This window comes from Pseudoduganella buxea (genome assembly GCF_009720835.1).
In the GTDB taxonomy this organism is placed as follows: domain Bacteria; phylum Pseudomonadota; class Gammaproteobacteria; order Burkholderiales; family Burkholderiaceae_D; genus Rugamonas; species Rugamonas buxea.
Genome location: NZ_WNKZ01000113.1, coordinates 1 through 15768, shown reverse-complemented (window position 1 = coordinate 15768; position 15768 = coordinate 1). Strand labels below are relative to the sequence as shown.

At 65.3% G+C, this 15768-nt stretch carries 14 protein-coding genes; 6 read left to right on the top strand and 8 right to left on the bottom strand.

Features of this window, described 5'->3' with window-relative positions; translation table 11 throughout:
- The first annotated feature begins 231 nt into the window (after nucleotides 1-231).
- Nucleotides 232-1362: a branched-chain amino acid ABC transporter substrate-binding protein gene (locus GM672_RS24590; RefSeq protein WP_155473165.1), complete on the top strand. Its 1131-nt coding sequence runs from the start codon at nucleotides 232-234 to the stop codon at nucleotides 1360-1362.
- A 21-nt stretch (nucleotides 1363-1383) separates the two neighbouring features.
- Here GM672_RS24590 and GM672_RS24585 read toward each other — a convergent pair whose 3' ends face one another.
- A complete protein-coding gene (locus tag GM672_RS24585) occupies nucleotides 1384-2580 on the bottom strand; it encodes a GGDEF domain-containing protein (RefSeq protein ID WP_229417929.1) in 1197 nt (398 codons plus the stop codon).
- A gap of 317 nt (nucleotides 2581-2897) precedes the next feature.
- On the opposite strand from GM672_RS24585, the gene GM672_RS24580 reads away from it, so the two are divergent.
- The 3 genes from GM672_RS24580 to GM672_RS24570 all read left to right on the top strand — a co-directional run bounded on the left by GM672_RS24580 (nucleotide 2898) and on the right by GM672_RS24570 (nucleotide 6306).
- Nucleotides 2898-4577 carry a methyl-accepting chemotaxis protein gene (locus tag GM672_RS24580; protein ID WP_155473163.1) on the top strand — a complete coding sequence of 560 codons (1680 nt, stop codon included), beginning with the start codon at nucleotides 2898-2900 and terminating at the stop codon, nucleotides 4575-4577.
- A gap of 134 nt (nucleotides 4578-4711) precedes the next feature.
- Entirely contained in the window at nucleotides 4712-5662 is a 951-nt protein-coding gene (locus GM672_RS24575) for a 5'/3'-nucleotidase SurE (protein ID WP_155473162.1), read from the top strand.
- 8 nt (nucleotides 5663-5670) lie between these two features.
- Entirely contained in the window at nucleotides 5671-6306 is a 636-nt protein-coding gene (locus GM672_RS24570) for a hypothetical protein (protein ID WP_155473161.1), read from the top strand.
- On the opposite strand, the gene GM672_RS24565 is transcribed toward GM672_RS24570, so the two are convergent.
- The gene (locus GM672_RS24565) at nucleotides 6269-7471 is read right to left on the bottom strand and encodes a TetR/AcrR family transcriptional regulator (RefSeq protein WP_155473160.1); all 1203 of its coding nucleotides are present in this window, start codon (nucleotides 7469-7471) and stop codon (nucleotides 6269-6271) included. The genes GM672_RS24570 and GM672_RS24565 overlap by 38 nt on opposite strands.
- A gap of 323 nt (nucleotides 7472-7794) precedes the next feature.
- Here GM672_RS24565 and GM672_RS24560 point away from each other — a divergent pair, with 323 nt between their 5' ends.
- Together GM672_RS24560 and GM672_RS24555 are read left to right on the top strand one after the other, a co-directional pair.
- On the top strand, nucleotides 7795-9297 hold the full coding sequence (locus GM672_RS24560; RefSeq protein ID WP_155473159.1) for a CYTH and CHAD domain-containing protein: 1503 nt from the start codon (nucleotides 7795-7797) through the stop codon (nucleotides 9295-9297).
- 10 nt (nucleotides 9298-9307) lie between these two features.
- Entirely contained in the window at nucleotides 9308-9571 is a 264-nt protein-coding gene (locus GM672_RS24555) for a hypothetical protein (RefSeq protein ID WP_155473158.1), read from the top strand.
- A 5-nt stretch (nucleotides 9572-9576) separates the two neighbouring features.
- On the opposite strand, the gene GM672_RS24550 is transcribed toward GM672_RS24555, so the two are convergent.
- From GM672_RS24550 to GM672_RS24525, 6 genes are all read right to left on the bottom strand, one after another.
- Nucleotides 9577-9873 carry a hypothetical protein gene (locus tag GM672_RS24550; protein ID WP_155473157.1) on the bottom strand — a complete coding sequence of 99 codons (297 nt, stop codon included), beginning with the start codon at nucleotides 9871-9873 and terminating at the stop codon, nucleotides 9577-9579.
- 144 nt (nucleotides 9874-10017) lie between these two features.
- The gene (locus tag GM672_RS24545; RefSeq protein WP_155473156.1) at nucleotides 10018-11607 is read right to left on the bottom strand and encodes a methyl-accepting chemotaxis protein; all 1590 of its coding nucleotides are present in this window, start codon (nucleotides 11605-11607) and stop codon (nucleotides 10018-10020) included.
- A 686-nt stretch (nucleotides 11608-12293) separates the two neighbouring features.
- Nucleotides 12294-12905 carry an imm11 family protein gene (locus GM672_RS24540; protein WP_155473155.1) on the bottom strand — a complete coding sequence of 204 codons (612 nt, stop codon included), beginning with the start codon at nucleotides 12903-12905 and terminating at the stop codon, nucleotides 12294-12296.
- Nucleotide 12906: 1 nt separating this feature from the next.
- Nucleotides 12907-13605 carry an AHH domain-containing protein gene (locus tag GM672_RS24535; RefSeq protein WP_155473154.1) on the bottom strand — a complete coding sequence of 233 codons (699 nt, stop codon included), beginning with the start codon at nucleotides 13603-13605 and terminating at the stop codon, nucleotides 12907-12909.
- Nucleotides 13606-13632: 27 nt separating this feature from the next.
- The gene (locus GM672_RS24530; protein WP_155473153.1) at nucleotides 13633-14844 is read right to left on the bottom strand and encodes a hypothetical protein; all 1212 of its coding nucleotides are present in this window, start codon (nucleotides 14842-14844) and stop codon (nucleotides 13633-13635) included.
- 1 nt (nucleotide 14845) lies between these two features.
- Nucleotides 14846-15768: DUF2345 domain-containing protein (locus tag GM672_RS24525; protein ID WP_155473152.1), on the bottom strand; the 923-nt coding region annotated here is incomplete at its 5' end.

Sequence of the window (15768 nt, the reverse complement as noted above, 5' to 3'; positions counted from 1 at the left end):
GGCGGCCCCGCCCCCGCCCCGCCGCCCCGGGTCGAACCCGTGCCGGCCGTGCGCCCTGTCGCGCGCGTGGCCAATGTGCCGGCGCTGGAGGGTCAGGGCACGCCACCCCGCCGGGGGGCCTGAACCATCTTCCCCGGTGGGGTGCTGAAGCATCCCGCCGCGCCTTTTGCTTGCCCCCGTCGCCGGAACGTGGATAATCCACGCAAGTCAACAATAACGACGGGAGATCCGATGAAGTATATGCACAAGGCAGTCGCGCTGGCGCTGGCAACCCTGGCTACCGCCGCGGCCGCGCAGCAGGGCGACACAATCGTCAAGATCGGCCACAGCGGCCCCCTGTCCGGCGCCCAGGCCTTCTCCGGCAAGGACAATGAAAACGGCGCGCGCCTGGCCATCGAGGAACTGAACGCCAAGGGCGTCACGGTGGCGGGCAAGAAGGTGAGGTTCGAACTGCTGTCCGAGGACGACCAGGGCGATCCGAAGGCCGGCGTGTCGGTGGCGCAGAAGCTGGCCGATGCCGGCGTGCGCTACGTGCTGGGGCCTTACAACTCGGGCGTGGCCATTCCCGCCGCGCGCGTCTACAGCAGCGCCGGCGTCGTGGTGGCAAGCGTGGCGTCGAATCCGAAACTGACGCAGCAGGGCTACAAGAACCTGTTCCGCGTGAACGCCAGCGACTCGCAACTGGGCTCGAAGATGGCGCTGTACGCGGCCAAGGAACTGAAACTCAAGAACGTTGCCGTCATCGACGACCGCACCGCCTTCGGCCAGGGCCTGGCGGAGGAATTCAAGAAGCAGGCGCGCGCCTCCGGCATGACGGTGGCCGGCCACGAATACACCACCGACAAGGCGGTGGACTTCAGCGCCATCCTGACCCGCCTGAAGGCGAAGAAGGTGGAAGCGATCTTCTTCGGCGGCTATGCCCCGCAGGGCGGCCCGATGGCGCGCCAGATCCGCCAGCTGGGCCTGAACGCCAAGCTGCTGGGCGGCGACACCATCTGCACGTCCGAACTGGCAAAACTGGGCGGCGATGCCGTCGGCCCCAACGTGCTGTGCTCGCAGGGCGGCGCGCTGCTCGACAAGGCGGCCGCCGGCCCCGCCTTCAAGGCCCGCTTCAAGAAGCGCTTCAACGCCGACCCGGACGTCTACGCCGCCTCGTACTACGACGCCGCCAATATGTTCGCCCAGGCCATGCAGCAGACCAATTCGATCGACCCGGCCAAGGTCGGCGCCGCCATCGCCGCCGGCAGCTACCAGGGCGTGGCCGGCACCTATGCCTTCGATGCGAAGGGCGACATGAAATCGTCGCCGGTGACGATCTTCACGTTCAAGGGTGGGCAGCCGGTGGCGATCACGAGCTACTGAGCAGGCCTTTTCAAAAACCGCTCAGGCGGCCTTGCGCCGCTCGCCCGCCCCCGGCGAGCCGTGGAACTGCAAGGCCTGTACATTATTGCGGCCGCTGCTCTTGGCCGTGTACAGCAGGCGGTCGGCCTGGTCGACCAGCAGTTCCTGGGCGAAGCGCTGCTCGACGTGGGCGAAATTGACGGCCGTGACGCCGAAGCTGGCCGTCACGCCCACCACCCTGCCGGGCGCCACTTCCGTGCCCGCGCCGATCAGGGCACCCCGCATCCGTTCGGCCAGGTGGACGGCGCCATCGAGGTCCGTCTCGGGCAGCACGATGAGGAATTCCTCGCCGCCATAGCGGATGACGCTGTCGACGCCGTCGCGCGTGAGGGAACGCAGCAGGTTGGCGAACGTGACGAGCACGGCGTCGCCGGCCGCGTGGCCGTGGGTATCGTTGACGGCCTTGAAGTGGTCGATATCGCAGATCACGACGGCCAGGCTCAGTTTGAAGCGGCGGGCCCGCGACAGCTCCATGTTCAGCAGTTCCTGCTGCAGGTAGCGGCGGTTGTGGCAGCCGGTCAGCGCGTCGCGCTCGGACAGGTTCTTCAGCACCGCGTGCACGCGGAACTCCTCGCGCCGGATCAGCGCGTAGCGGTGCGCCGCCATGCAGCCGAAGCCGTTCGACAGCAGCAGCAGCATGCTCATCGTCAGCAGCTCGGGCCCCGTCAGCCGGTCCAGCCAGACCACCAATGCGACAAAGACGACGGTGGAGATCACGCCGATGGCCAGCGCGTACAGCAGCCGGTTCGGAATGTACAGGTAGACCACCAGCGCCATGATGGAAATGGACATCGCATGCCAGGGCGTGTCGTGGGGCCGGAACAGCACGACCAGGGCGAAGGTGGCCATGCCGAGGATTTCCGTGATGCTCGCGCCCAGCCAGATGCGCCGGATCGAATGGGGATACCAATAGGTAAAGGCGCAGCTGACCAGCGCGCTCACGGCCACGACCACGCGGCCGGCCAGCAGGATCAGCGCCTCGCGGCCGAACCCCAGCGCCAGCACGTCGGTAATGGTGAACGCCACGTAGAACGCGGCGCAGAACAGCAACGCCAGGCGCACCTGCGACCTGGTATGGCGCAGCTGGTGCCGGTTGAAGTGGGATTCGATGGTGCGGTCGGCAAATTCGGCGCGCCAGCGTGCTATCCGAAATACCGCATCGTTGACCGTGGGTGGCAACGTGCCTCCTAGTGTTTCATCAGTGCCCGGAACGTCATGGGCAAATACCGCCCATTGTAATAGAACTTGCCATAATTTAATCTCACCAAAAGTCACGTCAACTGCATATTTTTGGTAGACGTTGCGAGGTCGCGACGCCAGCCGCCACTGTCGCATTTACGACAAATCGCTTGCAGGAAAGCACCCAGATACGGCAAAAAGCGGCCGTCGTTAACATTGCTCCATCGGTTTTTCCACCGAACCTGCGTAAGCTTTTTCCTCCGGGTCACCACCCTTGTGACTTTCATCCTGCAACGCGGGACTTTACCGAGGAAAAAATGAATATCGCTAACCTGCGCATCTCGCAACGGCTGACCATTGGTTTCGGCATCGTGTGCGTCTTGCTCGTCATTATGGTCGCGCTCAGCAACTTGATGCTGGGCCGCATCAATGCCGGAACGAAGGACATCGTCTACGACCGCATGCCGAAGATCGAGGCGGCCGGCAACATTCAGGCTGAAATCAACGACATCGCCATCGCCCTGCGCAATATGCTGTTGTTTACCGATCCGGCCGACCAGCGCACGCAGATGGAAGAAGTGACCAGCTCGCGCCAGATCGTGGCCGAACGGCTCAAGGAACTCGACCGTACCGTTAAGGTGCCGCGTGCGCGCGAACTGTTGAACCAGATGCAGGCCGCCAGTGCGCGCTATACGGCCGGGCAGGACGAACTGATCCGTCGCATCCAGGCCGGTCAGGTCGACGAAGCGCGCCTGTTCCTGTCCGAACTGCGGCCCGTGCTGCTGGAACTGAAGAAGGCCACGGCCGACCAGGCAGCGCTGCAGAAGGAAGTCAGCAATGCCTCGGCCCGCGCCGCGGAAGCCACCTTCGCCGAGACGCGGCTGCTGGGCTGGGGCATGGGCATCTTCGGCCTGGCCATGGGCGCTGCGGTGGCGTGGTGGATCACCCGCTCCATTACGCGTCCGATCCACCGCGCGCTGGACATCGCCAACACGGTGGCGGCGGGCGACCTGACCAGCCGCATCGACGTCGACACGACTGATGAGACGGGCAAGCTGCTGCTGGCGCTCAAGCGCATGAACGACAGCCTGGCCGACACCGTGACGACGGTGCGCACGGGCACGGATGCCATCGCCACCGCCGCCGCCGAAGTGGCCAGCGGCAACCAGGACCTGTCCTCGCGCACCGAGCAGCAGGCCAGTTCGCTCGAGGAAACCGCCTCGTCGATGGAAGAACTGACGTCCACCGTCAAGCAGAACGCGGACAACGCACGCCAGGCCAATGTGCTGGCCAATGCCGCGTCCAGCGTGGCGCTGCGCGGCGGCGAAGTGATCGGCCAGGTCACGGGCACGATGGACGAAATCAACGCATCGGCGACAAAAATCGCCGACATCATCAGCGTCATCGACGGCATCGCCTTCCAGACCAATATCCTGGCGCTGAACGCGGCAGTGGAGGCGGCGCGCGCGGGCGAGCAGGGGCGCGGCTTCGCCGTGGTGGCGTCGGAAGTGCGCAACCTGGCCCAGCGTTCGGCATCGGCCGCGCGCGAAATCAAGGAACTGATCAATGCGTCGACGGAAAAAGTCTCCAGCGGCAGCCGCCTGGTGACACAGGCCGGCGAGACGATGCAGGAAATCGTCCAGAGCGTGCAGCGCGTCACCGACATCATGGCCGAGATCTCGTCGGCCAGTACGGAGCAGACGGCCGGCATCGAGCAGATCAACCAGGCCATCGTCGAGATGGATTCGGTGACGCAGCAGAACGCCGCGCTGGTGGAACAGGCGGCCGCGGCATCGGAATCGATGCAGGACCAGGCCGCCGTGCTGGCCAAGGCCGTGGCGGTGTTCCGCATCGGCACCGAGCACGCCGGCACACCGGTCGCACCCGTCAAGCGCGTGGCGCCCGCTGCCGTGAAGGCACTGGCCAAGCCGGCGGTGGCCGCGGCAAAACCGCAGGTCAAGGCCGCTGCCAAGACCGACGAATGGGAAGCGTTCTGATTCGTACGACTGTATTTTTATACCTGGCACAAGGTTATAATTTGCGAAATTAATCCGTGCAACTGTCATAATAGAGTCATCAATCTTCGGTAGCATCGGGCCTTCCAATCCTGGCCGCTTTTCCGAAGGACTTCATGAACCACCGTTTGATCCTCGCCGCGGGGCTGGCACTGTGTGCCAGTCCCGCCTTCGCACTCAATATCCTCGTCGCCAATGACGATGGACTCACCAGCAACCTGAAAGCCCTGTACGACGAGCTGCGCGCAGCCGGGCATGCCGTCATCGTGTCGGTGCCGTGTTCCGGCCAGAGCGGCCGCAGTTCGGCCATCGTCATGTACAGCACCACCACCATCGTCGCCGACAACGACCGGACGCAGATCGACGCCGAAGGTGGCTGCCACAATGGCGCCGCGCCGCTGGGGGCGCCGGCCGTCGGCCCGTTCACCAGGTCCGGTTATACGGGCGGCGACTACCACTATGTGCATGGCACGCCCGTGATGGCCCTGATGTACGGCCTGGACGTGCTGGCGCCCGCCCGGTGGGGCAAGGCCCCCGACCTGGTGCTGTCCGGCCCCAACGAAGGGCAGAACGTGGGCAGGCTCGTCATCAACTCCGGCACCATCGGCAATGCCCAGTTCGCGGCCGGGCGGGGCCTGCCGGCCATTGCGCTGAGCGCCGGGACCGACACGGTCGATAACGCCGGCCTGGCCAATCCGAAGTCGCGCATCGTGGCCCAGCTGACCACGCGGCTGCTCACGGCCCTGCAGGCCAAGGCCGGCAGCGCCCCGCTGCTGCCGGCGGGCGTGGCCCTGAACGTGAACTTCCCCGATGCGCCCACCCTCGATGCGGCATGGTCGTTCGCGCGCCAGGGCACGTACGACACCTACAACCTGAAGTTCACGAAGGACGCGCCGTGGGGCTTGTCCGGCTCTGCGCCGGGCGTGGCGACGGCCGAGCAGGCCGAGGACGAAGCGCTGGTCTACAAGAGCAAGGTGGCCGTCTCGGCCATGCAAGTGGGCTACGAGCAGCGTCCCGCCGGGCAGCAGTGGCTGCGCCTGCGCCTGCGCGAGCTGTTCGCCCGATGAGCCGCGCCATGAAGTCCTTCCCCGCCCGTGCCGCGGCGATGCTGCTGCCGCTGTTGCTGGTCGCCTGCGGCAGCAGCCATGACGACGCGCCCGCCATCCGTGTGACCGACCTGCCGGCCGGCGCCTACGCCGTCGGCACCGGGGATGCCGCCGCCCCGGTCGCCGGCAAGTATTACGCGGCGGCCGACGGCAGCCGCCTGCTGGTGCTGGACAACGCGGCCCAGCAGGCCACTGCCCTCTACCGGCGCGACGGCAACGCGCCGTGGCAGCGCACGCCCGCCGTTACCGGCGACACGGCACTGGAGCTTTCGTCCAGCCAGGCCATCGCCGCCGGCCCGCTCAATCCGACCGCCATCGCCGGCAGCTTTGTCGTGCGTCTGGCGAGCGGCAGCGCGGCCGCCTTCTCGATCGACACCAAGGGTGCCATCGCGGCGGGCAGCACGGCCTGCAAGCTGTCCGGCACGGTGGCCGTCAGTTCGCTGCCGAACGTGCTGCAATTGACGCTGGCGACGGCTGGCTGCGGCGACCTGCCGGCGCAGTCGGACGGCTACCTGGTGGCCGATACGGACCACGCACCGGCCAGCTTCCGGCTGCTGACCTTCGGCGCTAGCGCCCCGTTCGACCTGTGGGCATATCCTGAGTAGCCCCCAGCCACGTGACGGCAACGGTGAAGGCAGTGGCCACCAGCGCTTCCGCCTCCGCGCCGGGCGGCACCGTGTTGGTCAGCCCTGCCAGGCCCATCGACACTACTTGCGCGCACAGGGGGTCGATGCCGGACACCCCAGGCAGGTACCTTGCCAGCACCTTGCCCACATTGTCGCCGCGGCGGCTGCGCATCTGCGCCGCGCATGCCGTCAATTCCGGCCGGCGCATGGCCGCCAGCGCGACGGCGAAGCTGGCCCTTGCCAGGTCGAGCTTCTGGCCATCGCCTTCCGTGCGCAGGCGCTGCACCTCGTCGAGGCGGTCGGCATTCACCGCCGCGCCGATGTGCCGGACGATGCAGGCGATGCCCGCGTCGACCAGATCGCGCTGGGCGGGAAAGCGGTAACTGAGGGTGGTGTGGGGAATGCCGATATCGGCGGCGATGGCACGGTGCGTCAGGGCATCGACGCCCTGGGCGGCCAGGCGGATGCCGCAGGCGCGTGCGGCCAGGGCCGACCATGCCGGCGCGGATGCAGCACTGCCGGTGGCGGTGTCCGCCATCCGCATCCGCTCACCGAGCATAGTGAACAGCGTGCCTTCGGCGCCATCGCCGGCTGGCGCCGCGCCGCCGTTGAAGAGGCGTTGCAGGCAAAGGCGGCGCAGCATCCGGTACGCGGGATCGGCGTCGAGCGCCACGCTGCAGGCCAGTTCGGCGACGACATACCCGTGCCACCAGCCGCAGGCCAGCAGCGCCGGCGCCACGCCCGCCCTTGAGCCCACGTCATCCCAGAACGCGCGCCGCGCCGCCGCCCAATCGGCGAACGCCGGCCGCAGCGCCGCATCCCAGGTACAGGCCTGCATCAGTTCCAGGTATAAGGCGGACACGGCACGCTGCCCCGTCGCCAGTTCGTCGACAATGGTTTCCGCCACGTTGGCGGCGATCGCGGGCGGCATGCTGCCCAGGCGCGCCAGCGCTCCGCGCCAGTGCTCGAACAGCAGCGCATCCCGTGCGGCGGCGGCATGGCAGATGGCGGCGATCACATCGGCCCGCGCGCCATAATGGGTGCTCAGCACCGTCACGGAAACGCCCAGCTGCGCCGCCAGCGGGCGCAGGGTCAATCCCGCCAGCCCGTCGGTGGCGACAATGCGGCTCGCGGCCGCCAGCAAGGCATCCGCTTGCGGCGTTTTGCGACTGGGTTTTCTGGCGGCGGCGGGATCGGGCAATGGGCACTCATGGCGTCAAGACTGGCGCCGATTGTAAGCGATCCGATTTGAGCGCATGCTATCGGGAAGTGACGATCCACGCTCCTGTCGGAAAGTTCTTACCCCAGGGCGGGGGCATGACTGGCGGTTACGGCTGTCGATTCTCTGTATAGTCGAACGGTCGAGGTCTGCGCAACTGCGCCTCGTCTCCTTAGCCTGGGCCCGATCCCGAGGCATCGACTCATCCGGTGCGGGCCTTGCGCCCGCATCCCCATCGAGGAGCGCCAATGGAAACCGAACTGAAACTCAATGTCGCCCAGCGCGACCTGGACAAAGTGCGCCAGCATGCGCTGCTGGCCGGCCTGTCCCCAGCCAGCCCGGACGAACTGGAACTGGCCGACACCTATTACGACACGCCGAAGCTGGACTTGTGGCATAACGGCCTGACCTTGCGCGTGCGCGCCAGCGACGGCACCTGGGTCCAGACCGTCAAGACGGCCGCCGGCGGCTCGCCCGCCCTGCACCAGCGCGGCGAGTGGGAATGCGCGCTGCCGGGGCCGACGCCGGACCCGGCAGCCCTGGTACGCCAGGTCAAGGCGAAGCGCATCGCTGAACTGCTGGGCTCGCCCCATATCGCCGCCCAGTTGCGGCCCGTGTTCAACAACACGACGCGGCGCACGCGCTGGAACATCGAGTTGCCGGACGGTCAGCTGGTGGAATGCGTGCTCGATGCGGGCGACCTGCACGTCGGCAAGCGCAATGCCGCCATCGGCGAACTGGAACTGGAAATGAAAAAGGGCGATCCCACCCGGCTGTTCGAGCTGGCGCTGGCCCTGCACGAGCAGATTCCCCTGCGCATCGCCAACGACAGCAAGGCTGCGCGCGGCTACGCCCTGCTCGATCGCAAGGCGCCGGCCGCCGTCAAGGCCACGCCGGTGCGGCTGCACAAGAAAATGCGGCTGGAGGATGCCTTGCAGTGCATCGGCCTGAACTGCCTGGCGCAGCTGGAATCGAACGTTACGGGCGTGCTGGCGCAAAGCGTGGAAAGCCTGCACCAGATGCGGGTGGGCCTGCGCCGGCTGCGCGCACTGCTGAACATGTTCGAGGACCTGGCGCCGCTGCCGGCGGACATGCATGACAGCATCGAGTGGCTGTCCGGCGCGCTGGGCGCCACGCGCGACTGGGATGTGCTGGCCGGCGCCACCTTGCCCGCCATCGGTGGCGACGACGTGACCCAGCTGGTGGCCGTGGCCGAACAGCGCGCCAGGGACCTGCACCGCGACATGCTGCAGACCTTGCACCAGCCGCGTTACACGCAGGTGATCCTGCAGCTGAACGGCTGGTTCCACGGCCGCGGGTGGCGCGAAGGGCTGGCGGACAAGTCGCCACTGTACCGGCGCGTGGACGACGCCATGGTGCCGCTGCTGCGCAAGGCGCGCCAGCGCCTGCGCAAGCGCATCGGCGCGCTCGACGAGAACGATCTGGCGGCGCGCCACCGCGTCCGTATCGCGGCGAAAAAGGCCCGCTATGCGGCCGAATTCTTCAGCGACTTGCTGCCGGCCAAGCCGACCAAACGCTATGTGCGCACCTTGTCGGCACTGCAGGACAAGCTGGGCCACCTGAACGACCTGGCCGTGGCCAGGGGATTGCTGGAGCAGCTGACGGCGCCGGACCTGCTGCGCGGCACGACGTATGCGCGCGGCTACATCGCGGCCGCGCTGGAGCTGGAAAGCCATCAGCTGCGCCCGGCCCTGGATGCGGTGGCGCGGCTCAAAATGACCGGATCATAAGGAGGACGCCATGGACACATCGGGCAATGCGCGCCGCGCCACGGACGAAACGGCCGCCGCGCCGGCTGGCACCAGCGACCTGGTGCGCCAGGGACTGCTGCTTCAACAGGCCAGCAACACGATGGCGGCGTTGGAATACCTGCAATCGCGCGGCATCGACAGTGCCATCATCCGGCGCGTGCTGAACGGCCGCGACGTGCGCGAGGACGACGAGATCGCGCTGGCGGCGGCATGGGAACTGCGCCGCCGAACAGAGGCTGCCGGCAAGCAGTAGGCCCCTTACACCAGGTTGACGCCCAGCACAAAGGAAATCTTGCCCACTTCCGCGCCTTCGCGCTGCACTTCGACCGAGCGCAGCACGGGCAGCACCAACGAGGTGCCGGTACCGTAGACTTCGCCATGGCGCAGCAGGTAGCGCATTTCCGCTTCCGCTACCTGGAAGGGTTCGAGGGAATACGGCTTGTCGGCCGTGTTGCAGCCTTGCGCCACCAGTTTCATCATGATCTGCCGGCACCCTTCGTCCACGGGCGCATCGGCCACTGCCACATTAAGAGTCTTGATCGGTTCTTTCCTCATGGGTCCTCCTTTGAAGCGGTCCCGAAGCCGTATCCGCATGACGCTGATGATAGCGATATCACGCCTGTTGGGACATTGGGAGCCCGTCATCATATGACAGAATGATGACATGCCGCAAAGAAAATATCAATTTGAAAAGAAGCGTCAGCGTGTCAACAGCGGTGTTGCCGGGTCGGCGGCTTCCGGCGCGGCCAACCGGAACTGCCCCATCAGGCTGCGCAGCGCGGCGGCCTGCCCGCGCAGCGCTGCCGCCGCCGCAGCCGCTTCCTCGACCAGGGCGGCGTTGCGCTGGGTATCTCGGTCCAGGTCGGTAACGGCCGCGTTGACCTGGGCGATGCCGCGCCCCTGCTGGCGCGAGGCATTGCCCAGATCCTTCATCAGTTCGCTGACGGCGCGGGCGCCGTCCAGCATGCCTGTCATGGTCGCACCGGCGCCTTCGGCCTGCGTCGCGCCGCGCCGGATCGCATCCACGGAGGCCGTGATCAGGCCCTTGATTTCTTTCGCCGCGCCGGCCGAACGCTGGGCCAGGGCCCGCACCTCGCCCGCCACCACGGCGAAACCACGGCCCTGCTCGCCGGCCCTGGCTGCTTCCACCGCCGCGTTCAGGGCCAGGATATTGGTCTGGAAGGCAATCGTGTCGATGGCCGCGATGATGTCGACGATCAGCTCGGCCGAGTTGCTGATGTCCTGCATCGTCGCCACCACGGCGCGCACGGCCGGGCCGCCGGCGGCCGCGGTGTCGGCCGCGCCCTGGGCCAGTTGCTCGGCCCGGACCGCCTGGCCGGCGTGGGCGCGCACGATCTGGGTCAGCTTGTCCAGGGCCGCCGCCGTTTCCTGCAAGGTGGCGGCCTGGTGCTCCGTACGGCGGGACAGGTCGAGATTGCCTTGCGCTACCTCGGCCGATGCCGCGTCGATGGCCAGCGCCGCCTCGCGCACGCCGCTGACGGTGCGCGCCAGGCGGCGCGTCATATTGCTCAGCGCATCGAGCAGCTGGCCGATTTCGTCCTGCCGGCGGTGAGGCAGCACGGCCGTCAGGTCGCCGGCGGCAGCCCGCACGGCCAGGTCCAGCGCGGCACGCAGGGGCTCGACGATGCTGCGGGTTAAGGCCCAGGCCAGGGCGATGCCGATCAGCACCGCCGCCGTGCCCAGCGCTGCCATCACCAGGCGGCCCGTGATGAAGGTGTCGTGCGAGTCGGCGGACAGGCGCTGCGCGGCGGCGCGCTGGTAGTCCAGCAGTGCCTGCAGCGCGGCGGCGTAGGCATCAAAAGCGGGCGTCAGGCGGGCGGCCACCAGCTCCTCGACCTGCTGGGTGCGGCCCATGTCCTTCTGCCGCATCACTTCGGTGCGCGCGGCGCGGTAGGCCGCCTGCCGGGTCAGCGCCTTGGTCACCAGCGCATGTTCGGCCGCTTGCGCCGGCATGTTCGCCAGTTGCGCCTGCAAGGCCGCGCTGGCCTTGTCGCCGTCGCCCAGCTGGCGCTGGAAGTAATCGGCCACTTCCAGGCTGTCGCTGTGGGCCACGGACAGCACGCGCACGGCGTTGAGCCGCTCGCTGCCCAGCCACTCGGTGGTAAGGCGCTGGCGCATGAGCTTGTCGTCCGCCAGGATCACGGCATTATCCGCCACCTTTTGCAGGGACAGCAGGGAAGCGATCGTCACGCCGGCCAGCATGGCCAGCAGGACGGCGAAGGCGGCGACGACTCTGGCGCCGGCACGGCGTTGGATAAAGGTCAGCATGGCAGCTTAGGAGAGAGCGAAGTGTAGGGAACAGGACGGTAATGGTGCCGTTGTCCAATTTCATATCAAAATTTCTCAATGGAAATTTTTCGCTATCATACCGACGCCACATGACCGTTTAATGACGCGTCGCCGCAGCCGGCCAGGAAAAAATGGGCAAAAAAAGCCGGCTTGAAGGCCGGCTTAAATCCAATTCTTGGAGAAGAGTTGGAGGAGACAGTTGCATCATGCCTGCTGCAATCCGGTCAGGCCAATTTATTCTGGCGATACCGTATATCACCCAAACGCATATGTGTCCCACCGCTCGGTGATTCCGCTACCAGAAGCAAGTGACGAACGGCCCCTGCCGTGGGACGGGCAAATGCAGGTTGGTGGGATAGTGCTTGAGGTGGCGAGGACGGGGCGCTCGCTGTTAGCGAGTGGTATAAGGCGGTGGTGCGCATGGCGATGTCGCGCTGGACGCCAGCCCGGACCCGCAGCGCCGTCTTCGAGCAGCAGGGACACGATGAAGCGACTGCCCATGCCCGAGCCGTCGCTGCCGGCTTCGACGGTCCCTGGCGCCCGCAATGCGAAAGGTATGGGCTCTTATGCCTCAGTCGCGCAAGGGGCTCGTCTGCCGCCTTGGCGGATGCCGGGGACTGGCGCCTGGTCCAGGCCGGAAGACCTGGCGCGCCAGTTCGCCCCTGTCAGTAGTCGGCGACACACTGCAGCTCTGCGCCGCTGCCGCCATTCCCGCGCAGGATGGCCGCCAGCGACTGGTGGCAGACCACGAAGGCATTCAGGTCGCCGCCCATCTTGAAAAGAAGCCGCTGGTCCTGGGGAATATCGTCGAGCAGCTTTTCGTTCAGGCTGTAGGTGTAGACCTGATGCAGCTGAAATCCGCCCAATTCCACGGGTGGTTCATCTTCGTCGTATTCCGAATTTTCGCGATCCCAGCAATCGAGCCTGCCGGTAAACGTCACGTACCAGTAATCCTCGTGCCAAGCACCGTCATCATCGATATAGACGGCGGGATGCAGGGACATGCCCGGCACCGACAAGGTCAGCAGTTTCTCGCGGATCGGCTGCCGCACGACCATGTCGGCGCCTGCAAACAGGATATCCGGCGTGGTGGACTTGATTTTCTCCGCCTTGAACTTGTCCTTCCAGCCATTGGTGAACACGAGCGGCGGCGAGCCGACCGCCTGGGCTTCGTAGCGGAAGCGCCGGTCTTCCGTGTTGGCGTCCGGGACCAGGAACGGGAGGCCCGTTGCCTTGGATTTTCGGACGAAAAAATACTCTTTATCATACTTTGACATGTCACCGTCCTACTCTTAAACGAAATTTTTCCGACAGGACGTACGTAATACGTTCTGTTTTCTGCCCCTTGCCCTGGGACTTGTCCGGCTTGTCAGGGTCATGCAGGTGGTGCCGGTCGACAGGACAGGGCTGGTCCTTCCGATGCGTCACGACCGAGTCCGTCCCACTGCATCCCGATCCATTCTTGCCGAAGGACAGCGCGATCTTCGTCAGCGGCGCTTCCGCAGGCTTCATCTGGATCAGGTTGAGAATCTTCTTGCTGAGCCTGTCCAGTTCCTCGATGATCTTCTGCTGTTTCGACAGTTTGTCACCCGGACAGTCCTTCGACATCGGCAGGTCGAGCGACTGGATGGCAATGGCAACCATCTCGTGATAGCTTACCGGCTCGCGATCGTCGACATAATTGTCCTGATCGATCTTGGCATCGTGGTTTCCCCGATGCGGCTGCACGCCAAGGTAACAAGCCCCTTGCAGAGTACAGGGAATAAAGGACAAGTTCGGCAACAGGTTGATATCGTATCCGAACTTCTGGATCTTTTTCCCCATTCCCGATAAGCGCATTCCTTCGCCGGAAATGATGTGATGCGCCTGCATCTTGACGCCGTTATTGCGCGGGTGCGTCTCATCATGCTCGATCGCATCCTTGATTCTTTTGAGGTATTTACTGTCTTTCGCTGAATTACCCTGTGTGATTACCATACCCGATCTCTACCAATTTAGCCTGGATTAAATATATTCGACATGCCCGGGCCTGGTCCTGGGCGTCGTATGTTCCGTGCTGCCGCAGCAGCGGCATTTCTTGTCCCGCTTGATCGATTTGCGTTTCGCCATCAAGGTGGTTTTCGTATTCCCGCGAAGGACGTATCCCTTGCTGCGCGCCTCGAGCAACTTCGCGCCGAGGCTGTGCAATTCATCGACGGCATCGCACAGGTCGCGCAACATTCGCAGGAAGGCGTCGATTGCCGCCTTGGCGCGCTTGATCTTGCGGTTGGCCGTCACCACTTTCGCGCCCGCCGCGGCGAAGCGGGCGATCAACATCGTTATGCGCGCCGCGGCCGCCGCACCGGCACTGAGCAGCGCCGTGACGATCAGCATCACGATCTCGATCATCAGGTAGGCCCCGCCCTTGCCGGCCACATAGGCATAGAAGTTCGGCGGAATCGCCTCGATCATCAGTCCCACGTAGGCCAGATAACTGAGCGCGCTCTCATGGTCGGCAATCACCTCCAGCACCACCGGGAAATTCGGGTCATCGCGAATAGCCTTGGCCAGCTTCGGGTCGATGTCCATCAACACGGTATCGACGAAGTTCTGGATCGGGCGCGGTTCGCCGTTCGCTATCAGTGTTGGAAGGTCCAGGATGGCATTGCGATGCCGGTAGATCTTCTTCGCCATGTCGGCGCTTTCGAAAACCGATTCGGACAGGGCATTCATATTGTGGCGAACCGCTTCGAGCCGGCGCAGCTGCTCGTTTCCCAGTTCGGTGGCCGTATCGCTGAGCGAGCGTTGCCACCATGCCCAGTTGAGCAAGGTCTCTTCCGGCTTGTCGAGGTGCTTGTTGACTTCCTTTTGTACCGACTCGAAACGGCCAGCGCTGTACGTCGCCAGCCGGTCATAAGCCGTACCCGCCGCATCCTTGACCTTGCTCCCCAGGTTGATCCACAAATCGGCGGTGAAAAATTCCGCCTGGTCGTCCAGCCATTCGGCGCCGCCGGCATTCCATCCTTCGTACGCGCTGGTGACATACGCCAGCGCGGGTGAATCGTCCCATTGCGTCTGGAATTCCGCCATGTAATCCGTAAGGTTTAGGTATGCCGCATGCAGGCGCAGCACGATCATTTCGCGCTCTTCGGTAATTTCCTTCTCTGTGATCCTCGACTTGACGGTAACCAGGACATTGCCATCCTTGGGCGCATCGAGCTTGCGAATTTCGGTCATTTCATCCCTGCTTTCCGTTGATGGAAAGGCTTTCCGCCAAGGTCTTGTCGTCGACCTTGAAATGAAGGCCCGCCAATGGCCATGGCGTGTTCCACGCATCGTCGTATTGCGCCGCGACCTGTACCCAGGTGTTCTCGGCCTTGGGCAGTACCGGCATGACATGCTCGTTGCGGGCCGCGCCCGAGAAGCTTTTTTTCCCCGCGTGGATCATGATCTTTCCGGGACACTGCACCGTAATATTCCCGCCATCGATCGTGATATTCGCCCCACCCGCCGTGGACAGCGAAATGCTCTTGGCGGCGGCGAAATCGACGAACGACGAAGCGCTGACCACCGTCACCTCATCGCGTGCCTGCACTTTCAGTACATCAGCCTGGGCCTGAATGTCCACCGCATCCTTCGCGGCAATCAGCTGCACACCGAGGCCACCTTCACCGGCACCGACAGCACCACCGAGCACGCCCATGGCCTGGCCGCTGTGCATGCGCAGCGCGCCGCCGGCGACGAACTGCGTGTCGGCGCCGCTCATCAAGCCGATGGTCTCGCCGTTCGACAGCTGCAAGGCGCCGCCCGCCGTTACGCCCAGGCCGGCCTTGGCGCTGACGGCGATCACGGGATCCGCCGAATGCGGCAGCGAGCCATCGTCAGGTGATGTTTTACGGGAACCGGCATCGGCGCGGGCGGCGTCGAGACTGTCGCCGCCGACCATGCCCGAGACGGCCGTCATCAGCGCCGTCAAAGGTGGTTCCTTCTCCGACAGCGTTGACGCTCCGGCCTTGATCGAGCCAATCGACGTCGCCAACGCCACCGTCTGGTGCGTCTTGGCCGCCTCGCTGAACGTCTCGCCCAGTTTCACGGCCTGCTTCATCAGCGCGATGCCGGCGGCGTTGTCGCCGGCCGGGTCGCGGTTGGTGGCGCCGTGGG